Raw genomic sequence first — 20,071 nt, 5'->3', positions numbered from 1 at the left:
TGTTTTAGAAAATTAAGTGTAGAATATTATCTGGGAGGATATAAAAATGAACGACATTTATAATTCTAGACATCAAGGCTTTGATTGGGGCTCATTTATAGCAGGGATTTTGTTTGTTATAGCATCGTTCTTGTTATTACGCTACCCTGGTCGTGGTTTACAAGCATTTGTATTTGTATTTGGTATTTTATCAATCTTACAAGGTCTAATTTGGATTTCAGCATATGTTAAATTTCATAATATTTTTGATTTGAGCTGGGTAACAATAATTTCTGCAATTATTGATATTGTAATTGGTGTTTTGTTCCTATGTTCACGTGAAATTGGGGGATTAACTTTAGCTATTTTATTTGCTATTTGGTTCTTAGCTGATTCGATTATTGGGATTATTTTCTCATGGCACTTACGTGAATATTCAACTGGTTACTTTGTTCTTTGCTTAATTTTAAACATCATTAGTTTAATTATTGCTTTTGCTTTACTATTTAACCCAATGTTAGCCGCTATTACTTTAGTTTACTTAGTAGCATTTTGGTTAATGGTATTTGGAATCAATGAAATTTTTGTTTCATGGATGCACAGATAAAATTAAAAAAGTCGTATATCATTGGAGACGTTTCCAAAGATGACGACTTTTTATTTTATTTCAAAAATGGAACACCCGGTATGTTATAATATCGATTAAGGAGGGATAATTATGGCTGAACAAAAGAAACAATTATTGATTGTTACTGGCATGAGTGGCGCGGGTAAAACTGTGGCAATTAAAGCATTAGAAGATATGGGATATTTCGTGGTAGATAATTTACCACCAGAATTATTGGGAAGTTTCTGGGAATTAATTAACAATTCTTCGGATTTTAGTAAGGCAGCAGTAGTTGTTGACTTGAGAGTAAAGAGTTTTTATAAAGATTTGGTTGATGAAATCAAGTCTTTGGAAGATAGTCAAAATGTTCAGTCAACAGTCTTGTTTTTAGATGCTTCAGATGATGTCTTAGTGTCTAGATATAAAGAAACAAGACGTTTGCCCCCTTTGGCTCATACAGGTCGATTGCTTGATGGAATTCAAGAAGAAAGAAATATCTTATCAAGAACAAAAAACATTTCAAATATAATTATTGATACTTCTCATCTTTCTACTAAAGAATTAAAGACAAAATTAGTAGATAAGTTTGGAGACAATCGAACTCGGACATTTTCAATTGAGGTAATGAGTTTTGGATTTAAATATGGTATTCCAATTGATGCAGATATTGTGATGGATGTAAGATTTTTGCCGAATCCATTCTACATTCCTCAACTTAAACCATTTACTGGTTTAGATCGTCGAGTTTTTGATTATGTAATGAGCAAGAAAGAAACTAAAGAGTTTTATGTTAAGTTTTTAGATATGTTGGAGACGGCTATTCCAGGATATATTGCTGAAGGAAAAGAAAAATTAACTATTGCAATTGGTTGTACAGGTGGTCAGCACAGAAGCGTTTCAATTGCACGCCAATTAGCAGTTGATTTAGCTAAAAAATATCCTGTTGATATTTCTCACCGAGAGATTAGTCGTTATATTGGACAATAAAGGAGCGGAGATGGCGTACGGAGAAAATAAAATTGTACGTGTCATTCGTGGACGTCGCCCTAAAATTGTTGTTATTGGCGGAGGGACAGGTTTACCTGTGATTTTGAATGCTTTAAAAGAGCAAAACGCTGATATAACAGCTATTGTTACTGTGGCTGATGATGGCGGATCGTCCGGTGCAATTAGAGATTATATTAATGTGGTGCCACCAGGGGATATAAGAAATGTATTGGTTTCTTTATCTGATTTACCACAAGAAGAAAAAGATATTTTTCAATATCGATTTAATTCATCTGACTCATTTTTTGCAGGTCATGCAATTGGAAATCTAATTATTGCTGCCTTAGATGAAATGCAGGGAAATATTTTTGATGCTGTTCAATCCCTATCTAGAATGATGCGAATTGATGGAAGAATCTTTCCTGCTTCGAATGAGCCTTTGACTTTAAATGCGGAATTTGTCGATGGAACAACTGAATCAGGAGAAACAGAAATCACATCAAAAGACAAGAGGATTAAACGTGTCTGGGTTACCGATACTGACTCAGATGAAGAACCTAAAGCTGTGTTGCCAGTTTTAGCAGCTATTATGCAAGCAGACGCAGTAGTTTTAGGACCGGGTAGTTTATTTACATCGATTTTACCTAATTTGATGATTTCTAATTTAGGGGATGCTGTAAGACAAACTAAAGCTGAAGTAATTTATATTTGTAATATTATGACCCAGCAAGGTGAAACAGATCATTTTACAGCAGCTGAGCATGTGCAAGTTATTAATGACCACTTAGGAGGCCATTATATTAATACAGCTTTGGTTAACGGCGCTAAGATTGATATGACTAAATTTAACCCAGCTGATTATGATGCTTATCTTGAACCAGTAAGGAATGATTTTGCCGGATTGAGGGCTCAAGATTGTCGAGTAATTACAGCTGACTTTATCGATCAACATAGTGGATTGGTTTTTCATGATGGAAAAAAAGTAGCTGATGAAATTTTGAATTTAGCTTTTGAAGCATATTGTCGAAGACAGAAGGAACAGGACTAGTTAATGGTTTCATACGCAAGTGATGTAAAAAAAGAACTTACAAGTCTGCCAGTTCATCCCGAACACGCTAAGGCAGAATTAGCAGCTTTTTTGCGAATGAACGGAGTACTTAGCCTGCACGATCATCAATTTAGTTTGGATATTACAACTGAAAATCCAGCGATTGCAAGGAGAATATTTTCTCTTATTAAGACTGCTTATGGAATTGAACCTCTATTAATTGTTTCTAAGAAGATGAAATTAAAGAAAAATTATCAGTATTTAGTTAGACTTCAAAAACAAGTTCATGAAATTCTAACTGACTTAGAAATTTTTGATAGTAATAATGGTCTTATTACGGGAATTCCTGAAAAGATTATGTCTTCGGAACAAAGAGCAATGTCCTATTTAAGAGGAGCTTTTTTAGCATCTGGAAGTGTAAATAATCCAGAAACTAGTCGCTATCATTTAGAGATTTATTCTCTTTATGAAGATCACAATCAAGATCTATTAAAGTTAATGAACAATTTCTTTTATTTAAATGCAAAAGAAACTAGGAGACGAAGTGGCTATATCGTCTATTTAAAAGAAGCAGAAAAAATTGGTGATTTTCTCCATATAGTTGGTGCAGTGAACGCAATGCTAGCTTTTGAAGATCTGAGAATTATGCGTGATATGCGTAATTCCGTAAATCGTTTAGTGAACTGCGATACAGCTAACCTAAAAAAAACTGCGAATGCGGCAGCTAAACAAGTTGAAGATATTCAATTGATTGAAGAAAAATTTGGCTTAGAAAATTTACCTGAAAAATTAACTGTATTAGCTCGTTTTAGGTTATCGCATCCCGAACTTTCTCTTAAGGAAGTTGCAGCGCAAGTACCTGATGGGCCAATCTCAAAGTCAGGGGTTAATCATCGTTTTCAAAAAATTCGTGAAATAGCGAAACAGTTAAAGGAAGAAAATTAAATAAAAAAATAGAGCTCACTATGTGAGCTCTATTTTTGTCTGACAAAATTAGTCTTTCTTTTGATTTACCAAAATTTCATCGATTAAACCATAGTCTTTAGCTTCTTCAGCAGACAAGTAATTGTCGCGTTCAGTATCCTTAAGGATCTTATCAAGAGGTTGACCTGTGGTTTCATGTAAAATTTGGTTAAGTTTTTTACGACTCTTCAAAATTTCATTAGCTGCAATTTGAATGTCAGTTTGTTGACCTTGTGCACCACCTAATGGTTGGTGAATAAGAACTGTTGAGTTTGGTAATGCAAAACGTTTACCTTTAGTTCCACTAGTTAAAAGAATGGAAGCCATAGAAGCAGCCATACCAATGGCAATTGTAGATACATCTGACTTGATGAAGTTCATTGTATCCATGATTGCTAATCCAGAGGTAATAACACCACCTGGAGAATTAATGTAAAGAGAAATATCTTTAGTGTTATCTTGTGCATCTAAGAATAAAAGTTGAGCAATGATGGAATTAGCCATTTGGTCATTAATTTCACCACTAAGCATAATGATTCTATCTTTTAATAATCTTGAATAAATGTCGTAAGCACGTTCACCACGTGCGGTTTGTTCAATAACTGTAGGTACGAGCATTAATTTTACCTCCTAAACAAAATTAGCACTCTAATAAGTACAGTGCTAATTAAATCACTTACTTTTAATCATGTCAACTGATGAAGCTTAATTTTATGTAGAAAAAATGACCGATATACTTTTATATCGGCCATTTGTAATTAATCCATTAATGGATTATTACCATCTTCTCTTTTCTTGATTGCCGGTAAAATCAATCCTAAAGCAATCAAAATAATTGGAGTAATAATATTAAGGAAAAGTGTAAAGGGATCAGGAGAATAAATTCCTAAAACACAGCATGCAGCTGTTACAATGAAACACCAAATTCCCGCAGTGTATGCAAGCCCTTGATTCTTTGTCATTTGATAAGAAGTATCAAATTTTGTTTGTTGCTTTCTAAGAGCGATATAGGCTGCAAATACCCATAAATAACGCATTGGCATTGTAGTGGAATTTAATTTAACTAATTGCGCCATAACAGCTTGTGCATCTGGTAGTAAAGCTTGAGCTGCAATTAAACCACCGGAAAGGATAACAACCATCCAAATACCATTGATATATGCTCCATATTTATTAACTTTAAGTAGTTTCTTAGGGATGAAGTTTTTGGCTTCTTTACTGCCTAATAACATTCTAAGTGGAGCATCGATACTAATAACCAAGGTAGAAAATTGGCCAATAACGTTACACCATGAATAGATATACATAAACAAGCCACCAACATGGTAATATTCACCTAAACGTTGGAATGCCATATAAGCACCGTTTGAAATATATTCATTTAAATTATTGTTAACAACTTTAGGATCAAACATCAAAGCCATGGCAAATGTTCCTAAAATAGCAGAAATCATAACCATAATAGCAAGAGCCATCATTGCTTTCGGGAAGTTTTTTGAAGGGTCTTTAACTTTATTTACATAAGGAGATATTTTTTCACATCCACCAACAGCAAAAACTAGAATTGAAAGAGAAGTTAAATACTTAAGATTGAATGTTGGCATTAAACTTTTCCAATTAAAGTTAATTGAATAATATCTTGCGTGAGGATTAATTGCTGGAGCAGCAAACATCATAATGATAAACAAAATAGACATGATAAACATTGAGGATCCAGCAATAGTAGCTAAACTCTTAAGAACTGGAATTCCTTTACTAGTGACCCAGCAGAAAAATAGAAAAACTACTAAAGTGGCAAGTTGCGTCCACGCTGTTGGAAGACCATCATACCATTTGGTATTTCCAAAAATACCCCAAGCCATCGCTCTTAAGCCACCCGTACCCTTACTTGAAATATAAACGACGTGACAAGCCCAATAGGTCCATCCGGCATAATATGCCCATTTTGCACCCATGGTTGCATTGACCCAAGATGAGACACCACCATTTGCATTTTTAAAGGTAGCTCCCAATTCTCCAACCATTAATGCATACGGAACAAAATAGAGCAAAAACATTAGAACCCAGCTGAAAACAACTTTAGTACCGTCGAAGTAAACATAACCGTTTACAACATTGCCAAAGCCCCAAACAGTTGAAAATGCCATCATTGCCAGTGTAGGCCAAAGCATTTTTTTGGCATTAGACTTTTTTTCTTCTTCGATCATAAAATAACCTTTCTGTCTATGTACATAATTAACACCAATTTTAATTATAACGAAAATGCTTACAAATGATAGGTTATTTCTAAATAAACCGAGTAATTAAATTATGAAAAAACAGCCAGCAAATGCTGGCTGTTTCTATTATGCGCCCCCTGAGAGTCGAACTCAGATTTTAAGAACCGGAATCTTACGTGCGATCCATTACACTAAGGGCACGACAAACTAAAATAAGTATATCAGAAAATATAGAAAGTACAAATTAATTATTCTGAATGATATATCTTGAATTTAAAAAAAGATATTGCTATACTAAAAACTGTCGAGAGAGAAATGTGAATTGAAATATAGTTAATTCGCGTCTCTCTAATATTTTTAAGCTTTTTGGGTCGCTTACCGTCATATGGTGGTATCATTTTTGACCCAATAGAGGGAGCGAGCAATGGACTCGGATTTAACCTTGTTGCAAAGCTTAGTTCCTGATGTTTTAAAAATAATTCGGCAACGTTTTCTTGTTCTTGAACAGATTTCGCTGTTAGCTCCAGTTGGGCGAAGAGTTGTTGCTAAAAAATTAGGATTAAGCGAGCGCAATGTGCGAACTGAAACTGATTATCTGCGGCAGTTAGGACTCATTAATATCCAGAGCTACGGTATGGAATTAACTGATAAAGGAAAGAGAACTTTAAAGGAAGCTGCTCCTTTAATCGATCGTTTGTTTAATGCTAGTCAAACTGAAATTGAATTGGCACAAAAATTAGGGATCGATCGAGCTATTATTGTTCCTGGTGACATGGATCGACAAGAGCGCGTTGTTGACTTAATGGGTGAACAACTTAACTCTGCGCTTGATTTACTTTTACCATTAGGAAAAAGTATTATTACTGTTTTAGGTGGTACTACTGTGGCGGGAGTAGCCCATCATCTTTCTCCTAAATTAAGCCGCTATCGGGATTTGTTATTTGTTCCCGGAAGAGGAGCAGTTGGAGAAAGCGTTGAAATCCAGAGTAATACTGTTGCTCAGATGATGGCATCTGAGACAGGTGGAAAACATAAAGGGTTATATTTACCCGAAAATGTTTCATCTGAGGCCTTGACTTTATTGCTTCAAGACACAGATATTGCGAATGCGATTTCAAACATTTATAATAGTGATATGGTGATACATGGAATTGGTAGAGCAGATGTCATGTCAAAAAGACGTGGCTTAGATGTAATGACTAGTTCCAAGCTTCGAAATGATGGAGCTGTGGCCGAATGTTTTGGGTATTTCTTTGACCAACAAGGTAGACTTGTAAAACGTATCCCACGGATCGGTCTTCAATTAGAAGACTTAGATAAAATACCCCATGTATTTGCAATTGCTGCTGGGGCTAGTAAAGCTTCTGCAATTGTAGCTTACATGCATCATGCTCCTAAACAAACGTGGTTAATCACGGATGAAGGAGCCTCAAACTTGGTTTTAAAGGGGAAGTAATTCCCGTTTAAAATAAATTGTTACTTACATATTTCCTAAGGAGGAATATAGGATATGACAGTTAAAATTGGTATTAACGGTTTCGGCCGTATTGGTCGTTTAGCATTCCGTCGTATTATGGATTTAGGCGAAAAGTCTTCAGATATTGAAGTTGTTGCAATCAACGACTTGACTACTCCAGCACTTTTAGCTCACTTACTTAAGTACGACTCAACTCATGGTACTTTCAACCACGAAGTTTCAGCAACTGATGACTCAATCGTAGTTGACGGTAAGAAGTACCGTGTTTACGCTGAACCACAAGCACAAAACATTCCTTGGGTTAAGAACGATGGCGTTGACTTTGTTCTTGAATGTACTGGTTTCTACACTAGCAAAGCTAAGTCAGAAGCTCACCTTAAGGCTGGTGCAAAGCGTGTATTAATTTCTGCACCTGCAGGTTCAGACTTGAAGACCATTGTTTACGGCGTAAACGATGATACTTTGACTGCTGATGACAAGATTGTTTCAGCTGGTTCATGTACTACTAACTCATTAGCACCAATGGTTAATGCTTTACAAAAAGAATTCGGCATTGAAGTTGGTACTATGACTACTATCCACGCTTACACTTCAACTCAAATGCTTTTAGATGGTCCTGTACGTGGTGGTAACTTACGTTCTGCACGTGCTGCAGCTATCAACATTATTCCTCACTCAACTGGTGCTGCTAAGGCTATTGGTCTTGTTGTTCCAGAATTGAACGGTAAGTTGAACGGTCACGCACAACGTGTTCCAGTTCCAGATGGTTCTGTAACTGAATTAGTTTCAATCTTAAGCAAGGATGTAACTGCTGACGAAGTTAACGAAGCAGTTAAGAAGTACGAAAGTCCTTCATTTGCATACAACGACCACAACATCGTTTCTAGCGACGTTTTAGGTATGACTGCTGGTTCAATCTTTGACCCAACTCAAACCATGGTAACTACTGCAGGTGACAAGCAATTAGTTAAGACTGTTGCTTGGTACGACAACGAATACTCATTCACTTGCCAAATGGTTCGTACTTTATTGAAATTTGCTACTCTTTAATCATTAATTGTTTATTACTGATTTTAAGTAAGCAGACGAGAGAAGGCGGAGGGAATTACTTCCTCCGCCTTTTTTCAAATAATCTATCGGAGGTAAATTAGTTTAAATGGCTAAATTAATCGTTTCAGACCTTGATCTTAAAGGTAAAAAAGTTTTAGTTCGTGTTGACTTCAATGTTCCAATTAAGAATGGTGTTATTGGTGACGACAACCGTATTGTTGCTGCATTACCAACTATTAAATACATCATTGATCACGGTGGTAAAGCAATTTTGCTTAGCCACTTGGGTCGTGTTAAGTCAGATGCTGACAAGAAAGAATTGTCATTACGTCCAGTAGCAGAACGTTTAAGTGAATTATTAGAAAAGCCTGTAACTTTTGTACCAGAAAACGAAGGTAAAGAAGTAGAAGAAGCTATCGACAACATGAAGGATGGCGACGTTGTTGTTCTTGAAAACACTAGATTCCAAGATATTGACAACGACTTTGGTAAACGTGAATCTAAGAACGATCCAAAGCTTGGCGAATACTGGGCAAGTCTTGGTGATGTATTTGTAAACGATGCATTTGGTACTGCTCACAGAAGTCACGCTTCAAATGTTGGTATTGCAACTGCTATGAAGAAGGCTGGTAAGCCTGCAGCAGCTGGTTACTTACTTGAAAAGGAAATTAAGTTCTTAGGTGATGCTGTTGAAAATCCAGTTCACCCATTTGTAACTATTCTTGGTGGTGCAAAAGTATCAGATAAGATTGGTGTTATTGAAAACTTAATTCCTAAGTCAGATCACATTTTAATCGGTGGTGGTATGGCTTATACTTTCTTAGCTGCACAAGGTCACAAGATTGGTAAATCATTGTTTGAAGCTGACAAGGTAGAACTTGCTAAGAGCTTGCTTGAAAAGGCTGGCGACAAGATTGTTCTTCCAGTTGATAACGTTGCAGCTACTGAATTCTCAAATGATGCTCCTCACGAAGTTGTTGGTGACGATATTCCTGACAACGAAATGGGTCTTGACATCGGTCCTAAGACTGTTGAAAAATTCAGAGATATCTTAAAAGATGCTAAGACTGTTGTATGGAACGGACCTATGGGTGCATTCGAAATGCCAAATTACGCAGAAGGTACTTTGGAAGTTGGTCGTGCATTAGCTGACTTAAAGGATGCTGTAACTATTATTGGTGGTGGTGACTCAACTGCTGCTGCTAAGCAATTAGGAATCGCTCCTAAGATCAGCCACATTTCTACTGGTGGTGGTGCTTCACTTAACTACCTTGAAGGTAAAGAATTACCAGGAATCGCTTGTGTTTCTGACAAGTAAAATTAGGAGGAATTTTTAATGCGTACACCAATTATTGCTGGTAACTGGAAATTACACATGAACCCTGAACAAACCATTGAATTTGTTAATGCAGTTAAGGGTAAGTTACCAGATCCAAGTAAAGTTGAATCAGTTATTGCTGCACCTGCAGTTGATCTTTATGTTTTAAAGAAGACTGCTGAAGGCTCAAACTTACATACTGGTGCAGAAAATGCATACTTTGAAGTTGAAGGTGCCTTTACTGGTGAAACTTCACCTAAAGTTTTGAATGAAATGGGTATTGACTACTGTATTATTGGTCACTCAGAACGTCGTGGTTACTTCCACGAAACTGATGAAGACATTAACAAGAAAGCTAAGGCTTTATTTGCTAATGGCGTAACTCCAATCATTTGCTGTGGTGAATCTCTTGAAACTCGTGAAGCTAACAAGCAAGATGAATGGGTAGTAGCTCAAATTAAAGCTGCTTTAGATGGCTTAACTGCAGAACAAGTTTCTAAACTTGTTATTGCTTACGAACCAATTTGGGCTATCGGTACTGGTAAGACTGCTTCTGCTGATCAAGCTGAAGAAATGTGCAAGACTATTCGTGAAACTGTAAAAGACTTGTACAATGAAGAAACTGCTGAAAACGTTCGTATCCAATACGGTGGTTCAGTAAAACCAGCTAATGTAAAAGAATTAATGTCTAAGCCTGACATTGATGGTGGTTTAGTTGGTGGTGCTTCTCTTGATCCAGAATCATTCTTAGCATTGGTAAACTACCAAGATTAATTAACAATTTATTTAAACGGAATTAGAAGAAAAAAGGAGAATCTCCATGTCTGTTATTACTGATATTCACGCACGTGAAGTTCTTGACTCTCGTGGTAATCCAACTGTTGAAGCTGAAGTTTACACTGAATTAGGTGGCTTTGGTCGTGCTATCGTACCATCTGGTGCTTCTACTGGTGAACATGAAGCAGTAGAATTACGTGATGGTGACAAGTCTCGTTTTCTTGGTCAAGGTGTTTTAACTGCTGTTGAAAACGTTAATGGTGAAATTGCAAAAGCTGTTATTGGCTTAGATGTAACTGATCAACGTTTAATTGACCAAACTATGATTGACCTTGACGGTACTCCAAACAAGGGTCGTTTAGGTGCTAACGCTATGTTGGCTGTTTCATTAGCAAGTGCACGTGCTGCAGCTGATGAATTAGGTTTACCTTTATACGAATACTTAGGTGGACCAAACGCTCATGTTTTACCAACTCCAATGATGAATGTTATTAACGGTGGTAAGCACGCCGATAACAACGTTGATATCCAAGAATTCATGATTATGCCAGTTGGTGCTAAGTCTCTTCATGAAGCTGTTCGTATGGGTGCAGAAACTTTCCATACTTTGAAGAGCTTGCTTCAAGAACGTGGTGAATCAACTGCTGTAGGTGACGAAGGTGGTTTTGCACCAAACTTGAAGAACAACGAAGAACCATTTGAAATTTTAGTTGAAGCTATTCAACGTGCTGGCTACAAGCCTGGTCAAGATATTTCTATTGCATTTGACTGTGCAGCTTCTGAATTCTACAACAAGGATACTAAGAAGTATGTGACTGTTGCTGACGGCCGTGAATACACTGCTGAAGAATGGACTTCACTTATGGAAGACATCGTTGACAAATACCCAGTTATTTCTATTGAAGATCCTTTGGACGAAAACGATTGGGAAGGTTGGAAAGTCTTCACTGAACGTTTAGGTGATAAGGTACAAATCGTTGGTGACGATTTATTCGTAACTAACACTAACTACCTTGAAAAGGGTATTAAGATGGGTGTTGCTAACTCAATCTTAATTAAGCTTAACCAAATCGGTACTTTGACTGAAACTTTTGAAGCTATTGAAATGGCTAAGGAAGCAGGCTACACTGCTGTTGTTTCTCACCGTTCTGGTGAAACTGAAGATACTACAATTGCTGATTTAGTTGTTGCAACTAATGCTGGTCAAATTAAGACTGGTTCAATGTCAAGAACTGATCGAATTGCTAAGTACAACCAATTAATGAGAATTGAAGAAGCTTTGGGTTCAACTGCTCAATACAAAGGAATTCACAGTTTCTACAACTTACACAAACAATTTTAATTAATAGTTGAAATAAAAGAAAAAGGGACGTTGCTTTAGGTGACTCCCTTTTTCTTTTAGCATTCACTGGCTAAATATGGTAAAATCAGTACAGTAAGAAATTTAGGTAATGGAGGCAGCGCTTTGTATAATATCGTCATGACGCTACTCATCATTGTTAGCTTTTTAATTATTATTGCTACGTTGATGCAGCCGCAAAAGCAACAAGATGCCTTAAACGCATTGTCCGGCGGTGCAGTATTTAGCGGCCAGACAAAGAAGCGTGGATTTGAAGCATTAATGGAAAGGATTACCGCTGTATTATTGGTTCTCTTTTTTGCTCTTGCTTTGATCTTGGCAGTACTTTCATCCAAGTAAAAAAAGCCTTCCGGTCACAGGAGGGCTTTTTTAATTTCTTTTAACTTAACTTATTTTATAAAGAAATTGAGGCAATTTATATAATGACACAGAATGAACGAGTTTTAGCTGATGTTTATGAAACATTTAGACATAATCCTCAAGAACAATATGATGTGGATCAACTTGAAAATGATCTTAGTCGTAGCCAAAGATTGAATTTTCCTGATTTGGTTAAAGCTTTAACTTTTTTAGAGCATAGTAAAAAGATTGTAACTGATGGTCAGGGAAAGTACCAGTTGAATCAATTAAACACTGTTGCTGAAGGTACCTTTAAGGCAAATGATAAGGGATTTGGTTTTGTCAGATTTGATGATGAAAGCATGGAAGATGCCTTTATTGATAAACATAATACCAAATTTGCTATTGATTGGGACCGCGTTAAGGTAAAAATTATTGCTGGTGCTAATCCATGGAATGGCAAAGGTCCAGAAGGTAAAATCGAAGAAATTACTGAACGTGGTGTAGAAACTTTAGTTGGAGAATTTCATCCATATTCTGATGAAGTAGTGAAATCAAGTGGATTTTACGGTTATGTTGTTAGTGAAAATAGAAAATTAAAGAAATATAAAATTAATATCACTGATAATGGTGTTAAGCCACAAATGGGTGATATGGTGAAAATTTCTATTACTAAATATCCTGATGAAGATCAACCAGATGAAATGCAGGGTGTAGCACTTCTCACAATCGGTAATAAGAATGATCCTGGTGTTGATATCATGTCAATTGTTGTTGATAATGATATTCGGACTGATTGGCCTGAAGAAGCAATGGATCAAGCAAATAACATTCCTGATCATGTAACTGAAGAAGAAAAAAGTAAACGGGTTGATATTACCGATCAACCAGCTGTAACAATTGACGGTGACGATTCTAAAGACTTTGATGATGCAGTCGTAGTTTGGAAACTCCCTAATGGTAACTATCACTTAGGAGTACATATAGCTGATGTATCTCATTATGTAAAAGAAGGCACACCGCTAGATAAAGAAGCTTTTGCTCGTGGTAACAGTACATATTTAGTTGATCGTGTTATCCCAATGCTTCCATTTAGATTATCAAATGGTATTTGTTCTCTTAATGAAGGTGTAGAACGTTTAGTTCTATCATGTGATATGGAAATTACTCCAGAAGGTAAACGTGTTGGATATAGAATTTATCCATCAGTTATGAAGTCACATGGACGTTTAACCTACAATAATGTTAATAAAGTTCTTGACCCAAACAATCATGAAAAATTAGAACAAAAGTATTCTGATGCAGCTCCGATGCTTCATGAAATGGCTGATTTACATAATATTTTGTATAAAAAACGTCACCAACATGGTGCTATTGATTTTGAAGAACCAGAAGCAAAAATTGTAGTCGATGATAAAGGTAAGCCAACTGATATTGTTCTTCATGAACGTGGCACTGCTGAAAAAATGATTGAATCCTTTATGTTGATGGCAAATGAAACAGTTGCGGAAGACTACTATAAGAAACATGCTCCTTTCCTTTATCGTGTACATGAAACGCCAGATCAAGAAAAAATGCAATCATTCTTTGAGTTTGTAGGTGCATTTGGGTTAAATGTGAAGGCTGATCCAAGTGATGTAAAGCCAAAGGATTTACAAAAGATTGTAGCTAAAACCGAGGGTACACCTGAAGAAGCTGTTGTTCAAATGATGATGCTTCGTAGCTTAAAGCAAGCACATTATTCTCCTGAACCACTGGGTCACTTTGGTTTGGCAGCTAAGTACTATACTCACTTTACTTCACCAATTCGTCGCTATTCTGATTTAATGGTTCACCGTATGATTCATGAATATGCGAATGAAAATATGGATCAAGATATTCAAAAGCACTTTAAGGCACAACTTCCAGATGTTGCTGAACAAACTTCAACACAAGAAAGAAAATCAATTGATACTGAACGAAGTGTAAACGATCTCAAGATGACTGAGTTTATGGCTGATAAAGTTGGTCAAACATTTGATGCAATTGTTTCTTCAGTAACAAGTTTCGGAATGTTTATTCAATTGCCAAATACTGTTGAAGGTTTAATTCATATTTCTAATTTAAACGATGACTACTATAATTTTGATGAAAAATCATTAACCTTAACTGGACGTAATTCACATAAGCAGTTTAAGATTGGGATGCCAATAAAAGTTAAGTTGATTAGAGCTGATGTGGAGCAACATCAATTAGACTTTGAAATTTATGATCCGAATGCACCAAAACGTCCTCAAAGAAGTAATAATCGTGGAAAACGTAGCTTTGATAAAGGACGTAAAAATGGTGGAAATAAGAGAAATAACAACACTTCTCACGTAAATAATGGCCATAATTTTAAGATTCGTCATCGTAAAACAACAGCTGTCAAGTCTAATAAAAAATAATTAGGAAGAAAACGATGAAACAAAAAGCAGATAATTTGATTGCTCAAAATAAAAAAGCAAGTCATGATTATTTTATTAAAGAAACTCTTGAAGCCGGAATTGCGTTAACTGGAACTGAGATTAAATCAATTCGTGCACGTAGAATTAATTTGCGGGACGGATATGTTCAAATTATTAATGGATCTGCTTTTTTAGAAAATGTTCATATTAGTGAATATAAAGAGGGTAATCGCTATAATCATGATCCTTTACGATCACGGCGCTTGTTGCTTCATAAGAAAGAAATTGCTCGTCTAGCTGGAATTCAAGCTCAACAGGGAATGGCTATTATTCCTTTAAAAGTCTATTTAAAGCATGGATTTGCCAAGGTTTTAATTGGTGTAGGACAAGGTAAGAAGCAATATGATAAACGTCAAACTATTAAAAAGCGTGATCAAGACCGTGAAATTCATCGTAAGTATGGGATTTAGTAGGTGAATTATAAATGATTAGAAAGGCAAAATTAACTGATTTTCCTTTAGTTTATCCAATTTTGAAACAAATCTTTGATGAGATGGATATGGATACTATTAAAGCTCTTCCAGAGAGTCAATTTTATGATTTAATGAAACATGGCTTTTATTCCCCTCATTATCGTTATTCGCATAATCGTATGTGGGTAGAAACCGATGATTTAGATCGACCAATTGGTTTAATAGTAATGTATGGTTATGATGATCAAGGTCTGATTGATATCTCATTAAAAAGTGCATATCCGAAAGTTGGGTTACCTCTTGACGCAGTCATTTTTTCAGATAAAGAAGCACTACCACATGAATGGTATTTAGATGCTATTGCTGTTTCTCCAAAACACTGGGGAAAAGGAATTGGACAGGAGTTAATTAAAATTGCTCCCGATATGGCAAGGCAAAAGGGATATAAAAAGATAAGCTTGAACGTTGATCAAGATAATCCTAGAGCTGCTCGCTTGTACGATTATATGGGCTTTAAAACGACTTCTACCATGACGATCGGAGATCGTATGTATGATCATATGGTTAAAAAAGTTAATTAAAATAAAAGAGAATCAATCATTGAAGAAAGATTGATTCTCTTTTTGTTATTAAATTTAAAGAAATATTTAAAAATAACGCTAATTACATTATTAATGTTGCACACCGTTTAAGAACCTGTTAAAGTAATAAAACTATGTAAGATTGGAGAGTGATCATAGGTTAGCTTAGAAAGGAAATTAGAATGAAATGCTGGATGAATTACAACGAGTTCAAATAGCTTTACATGATATGTTATCTCAAACGAATATAAAGAAAATAAATATTTCTAAACTTTGTATTGAAGCAGGAATTAGGAGAAGAACTTTTTATTTGAGATATGGAAAAATAAATAACTGTATTGAAGCTTGCATTTTGCTAGAGCTGAAAAAAGAATTACGTAAAAATGAAAAGAATAGTTTAAGACAAATTCTTAATATTTTATGTAGCTATATTCAAAAACATAAACAATATTTTTACAATGCATATAATTTAAGTGAAGAAAACTGCATGTGTGAAAAGATGAGAGAACATTTTTTTCAATATATTCGATCATATGTTTACAAACGAGGAAGTTTTTCAGAGCTTATACTTAAGCAATTGACTAATATCCTCTATGACCGAATCTGTTTTTGGATAAGTCATGGATGTAATAAAAGTTATAGTTATTTATTGGAAGATTTAGCAATCATTATTGAATTGATCGATTTTCAAAAGCATGTTTGTTCTCATCAATATCAAGTGTTTAATTTTTCACATTACTATTTAAACTATGATTAAGAGAGTGCATTAATTCGATTTTGAAAATTAAAAGTCGGCAAAAACAAGGGCTTAGTATGCCATTGTGTAAAAAGCAAACTAATTAAAATAATAAAGGGGACATCTTCAGGACGAGAGATATTACAGCTCCATGTAAGCCCCATATCGGTGACTAGCGAACAGACGCTAGCCACTTTTTTAATACCTGAGTAAAAGCCGTATCTACCTTGCTTTAGACTACCTTTGATCCAATAATTTAACCGAGTAATATAGAATAAATTAGTAAAACGACTATTAAGTTTCTTTACTTTGACTAGAGAATGATTGACCACATCAATACTATAACTTGCTAAAAGATGGTTAGAGTCTAAATAAAGTCGACCAATTTCATTACGGTTAATATCAGTTAGAATGATTGGTTGGTTAAATTCATTAAGATTACCCTTTAAAATATAAACTATTTCCCCTTGATCATTTTTTACTGGGATTTGACCACAAGTTTGACCATGTGTAAGTTGGACAGTATAACGCATAATTTCATCTACCTTTAGAAAAATTATGTTTATTTACAAAAATGACGAATTGCATATGCAACTCCATTATCATTGTTACTTTTGGTAATAAAGTTAGAAATTTTTTTGATTTCAGGTGCAGCATTTTCCATTGCTACACCTACACCAGCCATGCGAATCATTGATTCATCATTAAGATTATCACCAATGGCCATTACTTCATTTGGTTGATAGCCTTGCAGCCGTGCATAATCCATTAAAGCAATGCCTTTTTGAGCTTTAATATTGTTAATTTCAATATTGGTTGAAGAACTTGCAGTAACAATTAAGTCACCCATTTTGCCGATTTCATTACGAATATGTTTAAATACTTTAGGACCATCAGGATGAAAAGCAACAAATTTCATGGCTTCAAAGTCGGGTTTTTCAAGCAAATCTTTAAAGTCAGAAACGTATTTAATTCTCATGATTTCATCTGAACCAGCAGCAAAAGAAACCGCCTTTTTAAAAGTTAATTTTTTGTTGAGATCAACTAATAGATCAGAAAAGTTAGCAATTCTGCGCAAACGAGAATCGGAATAAACGTTATCAGCAGCAACTATCTCAAAGTAAAAACCAGAATCTTTGAGTAATTTATTAATCTTAATACTTTGTTCTTTAGGAATTGGCTCATTTACAATTAGTTTGCCAGCTGTATTAAAAACCAGAGCACCATTCAAATTAATAAATCCGGTATGAAGTCCTGCTTTAGCAAGTATTCCTTGGGATTCGGAAGGTGCCCGACCTGTTGCAACTAAAAATTCAACGCCTTTAGCTTGTGCTTCTTTAATAGCAGCGATGTTTTCAGATGAAATTTGCATTTGTTTATTTAACAACGTGCCGTCCATGTCACTTGCAATAAGTTTAATCATTTTAAGTCCTCCAATCTTTTATCTATATGATATCATGAACTTGGATTTCTTAGAGAGACAAGAGGATAGAATAAGTATGAAAAAATTAATTGGAAATGATTGGGATGAAGTTTTAGAACCGGTTTTTGAAAGTGAGAAGTATCAAGAATTACGTAATTTTTTAAAAGAAGAATATCAAACAAAACAGATATTTCCCGATATGTATCATATTTTTACTGCTTTTAAACTAACAAGTTTTGCAGATACGAAAGTTGTAATTTTAGGACAAGATCCATATCATAATCCAGGTCAAGCTACTGGAATGAGCTTTAGTGTTAATCCAGGAGTCCCATTGCCTCCATCTTTAAAAAATATTTATAAGGAGCTGTATGATGATGTGGGTGCAGTTCCAGTAAATCATGGTTATCTAAAAAAATGGGCCGATCAAGGCGTATTACTCCTAAATGCAGTGTTGACTGTACCCTATGGAAAGGCTAATGGACATCAAGGAAAAGGATGGGAAGTAATTACTGATGCAGCTATTAAGGCATTAAGTGATCGGGGGAAAGTTGTATTTATTTTATGGGGAAGATTTGCACAAAATAAAATTCCTTTAATTGATGAGGGAAAGAATGTAATTATCAAATCTCCTCATCCTAGTCCTTTTTCAGCAGATCGTGGCTTTTTCGGCTCACGTCCGTTTTCTAGATGTAATGATGCTTTAATTAAATTTGGTGAAAGTCCAATTGATTGGCAATTACCTCAAGAAGTACGTGTAGGAGACATGGCATAGTTTTTGTTTTGAGAAAAAGCTTTGAAATTGTAAAATATTATCTATAAATAAAAAAGAAAGGCTTAATTTGTTATGAAAGTATTTGACTCACTTAAGAAAAAAGCAGAAGAATCAAAGAAGGTAATTGTTTTTCCAGAAGGAAACGATGATCGAATAATAAAAGCTGCTGTTCGCCTCGAAAAAGAAGGCATTGTTAAACCACTTTTACTGGGAAAGCCTGATGAGGTAATAGAGACTGCTCAAAGCTTGAATGTTGATTTAGGTTCAATTGAAATTATTAATCCAGCAGTTTACCCAGATTTTGAGAAAATGTGTCAAGACTTCGTTGAGTTAAAAAAAGGAAAGAATACTTTAGCAGAAGCAAAGGAAATCCTCCAAGACGTTTCTTACTTTGGCACAATGTTAGTCTATGAAGGGAAAGCGGATGGGATGGTTTCAGGAGCTACTCATTCTACTGCTAATACTGTGCGTCCAGTACTTCAAATTATTAAGACTAAAAAAGGCATGAGTCGTGTTTCAGGAGCCATGATTATGGAACGCGGAGATGAAAAGTATATTTTTGCTGATTGTGCTATTAATATTGATCCAGATAGTGAAACGCTAGCTGAAATTGCTTATCAATCAAGTAAAACCGCTGAAATGATTGGCCTTGAGCCAAAGATTGCAATGCTTAGTTTTTCAACTAAGGGATCAGCAAAGGGTCCAATGGTAACTAAGGTGCAAGAAGCGACTGCATTAGTACATCAAAAATATCCAGAATTGATTTGTGATGGAGAATTACAATTTGATGCTGCAATTGTCCCTCGGGTTGGAGAAGCAAAAGCCCCAGGTTCTGCAGTTGCTGGATATGCAAATGTATTTATTTTTCCAGAACTACAATCCGGTAATATTTCTTATAAAGTTGCAGAGCGTTTAGGTGGATTCAGCGCCATTGGTCCTGTATTGCAAGGTCTTGCTGCTCCAATTAACGATTTGTCACGTGGATGTAAGACGGAAGATGTATATTTATTAGCTATTTTAACTGCTGCACAAGCTAATATGGAGAAATAAAATGAACTCATTAGAAATAAATTCTGATGAACAGATGCAAAAATTAGGTAAGGCAATTGGTGAAAGTAGTAAGGGGCATGATTTATTGCTCTTATCTGGTGATTTGGGTGCCGGAAAAACTACATTAACTAAAGGAATTGCAAGAGCTTTGGGAATTAAACGTCCTGTTAAAAGTCCCACTTTTACAATTGTTAGAGAATATCGGGAAGGTAAGAGACCACTTTTCCATATGGATATGTACCGGCTAGAAGATGGAGATTTATCAAGTATTGATATGCCCGGATATCTAGCTGAGGATGGATTGGTTGTAATTGAATGGCCACAATTTATTATTGAAGACCTACCTAACGATTATCTCGAACTATCAATTAAGCGTGTAGATGATTCATGGGATTCTACCAAACGAATAGTTGAGTTTAAAGCTGTCGGAGAAAGAAACAAGGTTTGGTTGTCAGAAATAAAAAAATATTTTGAATAATAAAAATG

21 protein-coding genes are annotated in these 20,071 nt (G+C 35.3%); 17 read left to right on the top strand and 4 right to left on the bottom strand.

The features are described 5' to 3' along the window. The first annotated feature begins 46 nt into the window (after positions 1 to 46). The 4 genes from GTO82_RS06575 to whiA all read left to right on the top strand — a co-directional run bounded on the left by GTO82_RS06575 (position 47) and on the right by whiA (position 3,566). The gene (locus tag GTO82_RS06575) at positions 47 to 586 is read left to right on the top strand and encodes an HdeD family acid-resistance protein (protein WP_004893923.1); all 540 of its coding nucleotides are present in this window, start codon (positions 47 to 49) and stop codon (positions 584 to 586) included. Between the two features lie 111 nt (positions 587 to 697). Continuing rightward, complete coding sequence (rapZ, locus tag GTO82_RS06570) at positions 698 to 1,573, top strand: RNase adapter RapZ (RefSeq protein WP_180872954.1); 876 nt, start codon at positions 698 to 700, stop codon at positions 1,571 to 1,573. A 10-nt stretch (positions 1,574 to 1,583) separates the two neighbouring features. Then, the gene (locus GTO82_RS06565) at positions 1,584 to 2,621 is read left to right on the top strand and encodes a gluconeogenesis factor YvcK family protein (protein ID WP_004897706.1); all 1,038 of its coding nucleotides are present in this window, start codon (positions 1,584 to 1,586) and stop codon (positions 2,619 to 2,621) included. Between the two features lie 3 nt (positions 2,622 to 2,624). Beyond that, positions 2,625 to 3,566 (top strand): DNA-binding protein WhiA, encoded by a 942-nt coding sequence (gene whiA / locus GTO82_RS06560; protein WP_180872953.1) that lies wholly within the window; start codon positions 2,625 to 2,627, stop codon positions 3,564 to 3,566. A 48-nt stretch (positions 3,567 to 3,614) separates the two neighbouring features. Here the strand turns inward: whiA and clpP are convergent, their stop codons facing one another. Next, positions 3,615 to 4,202: an ATP-dependent Clp endopeptidase proteolytic subunit ClpP gene (gene clpP / locus GTO82_RS06555; RefSeq protein WP_003647009.1), complete on the bottom strand. Its 588-nt coding sequence runs from the start codon at positions 4,200 to 4,202 to the stop codon at positions 3,615 to 3,617. A gap of 140 nt (positions 4,203 to 4,342) precedes the next feature. Then, positions 4,343 to 5,791, bottom strand: coding sequence for an APC family permease (locus GTO82_RS06550; RefSeq protein ID WP_180872952.1), 1,449 nt, complete (start codon positions 5,789 to 5,791; stop codon positions 4,343 to 4,345). Between the two features lie 436 nt (positions 5,792 to 6,227). On the opposite strand from GTO82_RS06550, the gene GTO82_RS06545 reads away from it, so the two are divergent. From GTO82_RS06545 to GTO82_RS06500, 10 genes are all read left to right on the top strand, one after another. Further along, positions 6,228 to 7,259, top strand: coding sequence for a sugar-binding transcriptional regulator (locus tag GTO82_RS06545; protein WP_004897703.1), 1,032 nt, complete (start codon positions 6,228 to 6,230; stop codon positions 7,257 to 7,259). Positions 7,260 to 7,313: 54 nt separating this feature from the next. Next, a complete protein-coding gene (gene gap / locus GTO82_RS06540; protein WP_003647012.1) occupies positions 7,314 to 8,330 on the top strand; it encodes a type I glyceraldehyde-3-phosphate dehydrogenase in 1,017 nt (338 codons plus the stop codon). A gap of 106 nt (positions 8,331 to 8,436) precedes the next feature. After that, positions 8,437 to 9,648, top strand: a complete 1,212-nt coding sequence (locus tag GTO82_RS06535) for a phosphoglycerate kinase (protein ID WP_004897702.1) — start codon at positions 8,437 to 8,439, stop codon at positions 9,646 to 9,648. An 18-nt stretch (positions 9,649 to 9,666) separates the two neighbouring features. Beyond that, positions 9,667 to 10,422, top strand: a complete 756-nt coding sequence (gene tpiA / locus GTO82_RS06530) for a triose-phosphate isomerase (protein WP_004893957.1) — start codon at positions 9,667 to 9,669, stop codon at positions 10,420 to 10,422. A 46-nt stretch (positions 10,423 to 10,468) separates the two neighbouring features. After that, positions 10,469 to 11,767, top strand: coding sequence for a phosphopyruvate hydratase (eno, locus tag GTO82_RS06525; protein ID WP_004897701.1), 1,299 nt, complete (start codon positions 10,469 to 10,471; stop codon positions 11,765 to 11,767). A 123-nt stretch (positions 11,768 to 11,890) separates the two neighbouring features. After that, positions 11,891 to 12,124, top strand: coding sequence for a preprotein translocase subunit SecG (gene secG, locus GTO82_RS06520; RefSeq protein WP_004897700.1), 234 nt, complete (start codon positions 11,891 to 11,893; stop codon positions 12,122 to 12,124). 83 nt (positions 12,125 to 12,207) lie between these two features. Next, a complete protein-coding gene (gene rnr, locus GTO82_RS06515) occupies positions 12,208 to 14,550 on the top strand; it encodes a ribonuclease R (RefSeq protein WP_180872951.1) in 2,343 nt (780 codons plus the stop codon). A 14-nt stretch (positions 14,551 to 14,564) separates the two neighbouring features. After that, positions 14,565 to 15,020, top strand: a complete 456-nt coding sequence (smpB, locus tag GTO82_RS06510; RefSeq protein ID WP_004897698.1) for an SsrA-binding protein SmpB — start codon at positions 14,565 to 14,567, stop codon at positions 15,018 to 15,020. 14 nt (positions 15,021 to 15,034) lie between these two features. Then, positions 15,035 to 15,604 carry a GNAT family N-acetyltransferase gene (locus tag GTO82_RS06505; protein ID WP_180872950.1) on the top strand — a complete coding sequence of 190 codons (570 nt, stop codon included), beginning with the start codon at positions 15,035 to 15,037 and terminating at the stop codon, positions 15,602 to 15,604. A 187-nt stretch (positions 15,605 to 15,791) separates the two neighbouring features. Continuing rightward, positions 15,792 to 16,361 carry a TetR/AcrR family transcriptional regulator C-terminal domain-containing protein gene (locus tag GTO82_RS06500; protein ID WP_180872949.1) on the top strand — a complete coding sequence of 190 codons (570 nt, stop codon included), beginning with the start codon at positions 15,792 to 15,794 and terminating at the stop codon, positions 16,359 to 16,361. Here GTO82_RS06500 and GTO82_RS06495 read toward each other — a convergent pair. Both GTO82_RS06495 and GTO82_RS06490 read right to left on the bottom strand, forming a co-directional pair. Further along, positions 16,358 to 16,873 carry a hypothetical protein gene (locus tag GTO82_RS06495; RefSeq protein ID WP_180872948.1) on the bottom strand — a complete coding sequence of 172 codons (516 nt, stop codon included), beginning with the start codon at positions 16,871 to 16,873 and terminating at the stop codon, positions 16,358 to 16,360. The two genes, GTO82_RS06500 and GTO82_RS06495, sit on opposite strands and share 4 nt — an antisense overlap. Positions 16,874 to 16,902: 29 nt before the next feature. Further along, positions 16,903 to 17,763, bottom strand: coding sequence for a Cof-type HAD-IIB family hydrolase (locus GTO82_RS06490; protein WP_180872947.1), 861 nt, complete (start codon positions 17,761 to 17,763; stop codon positions 16,903 to 16,905). Positions 17,764 to 17,839: 76 nt separating this feature from the next. Between GTO82_RS06490 and GTO82_RS06485 the strand changes: the two genes are divergently transcribed. The 3 genes from GTO82_RS06485 (at position 17,840) to tsaE (ending at position 20,063) form a co-directional block, all read left to right on the top strand. Continuing rightward, on the top strand, positions 17,840 to 18,535 hold the full coding sequence (locus GTO82_RS06485; RefSeq protein ID WP_180872946.1) for a uracil-DNA glycosylase: 696 nt from the start codon (positions 17,840 to 17,842) through the stop codon (positions 18,533 to 18,535). A 72-nt stretch (positions 18,536 to 18,607) separates the two neighbouring features. Beyond that, a complete protein-coding gene (gene pta, locus GTO82_RS06480; protein ID WP_180872945.1) occupies positions 18,608 to 19,585 on the top strand; it encodes a phosphate acetyltransferase in 978 nt (325 codons plus the stop codon). A 1-nt stretch (position 19,586) separates the two neighbouring features. Beyond that, positions 19,587 to 20,063 (top strand): tRNA (adenosine(37)-N6)-threonylcarbamoyltransferase complex ATPase subunit type 1 TsaE, encoded by a 477-nt coding sequence (gene tsaE / locus GTO82_RS06475; RefSeq protein ID WP_180872944.1) that lies wholly within the window; start codon positions 19,587 to 19,589, stop codon positions 20,061 to 20,063. The last annotated feature ends 8 nt before the right edge of the window (positions 20,064 to 20,071 follow it).

Source organism: Lactobacillus johnsonii (genome assembly GCF_013487865.1).
GTDB classification, from domain to species: Bacteria; Bacillota; Bacilli; order Lactobacillales; family Lactobacillaceae; genus Lactobacillus; species Lactobacillus johnsonii_A.
This window is presented reverse-complemented; position numbering and strand designations above follow the sequence as displayed.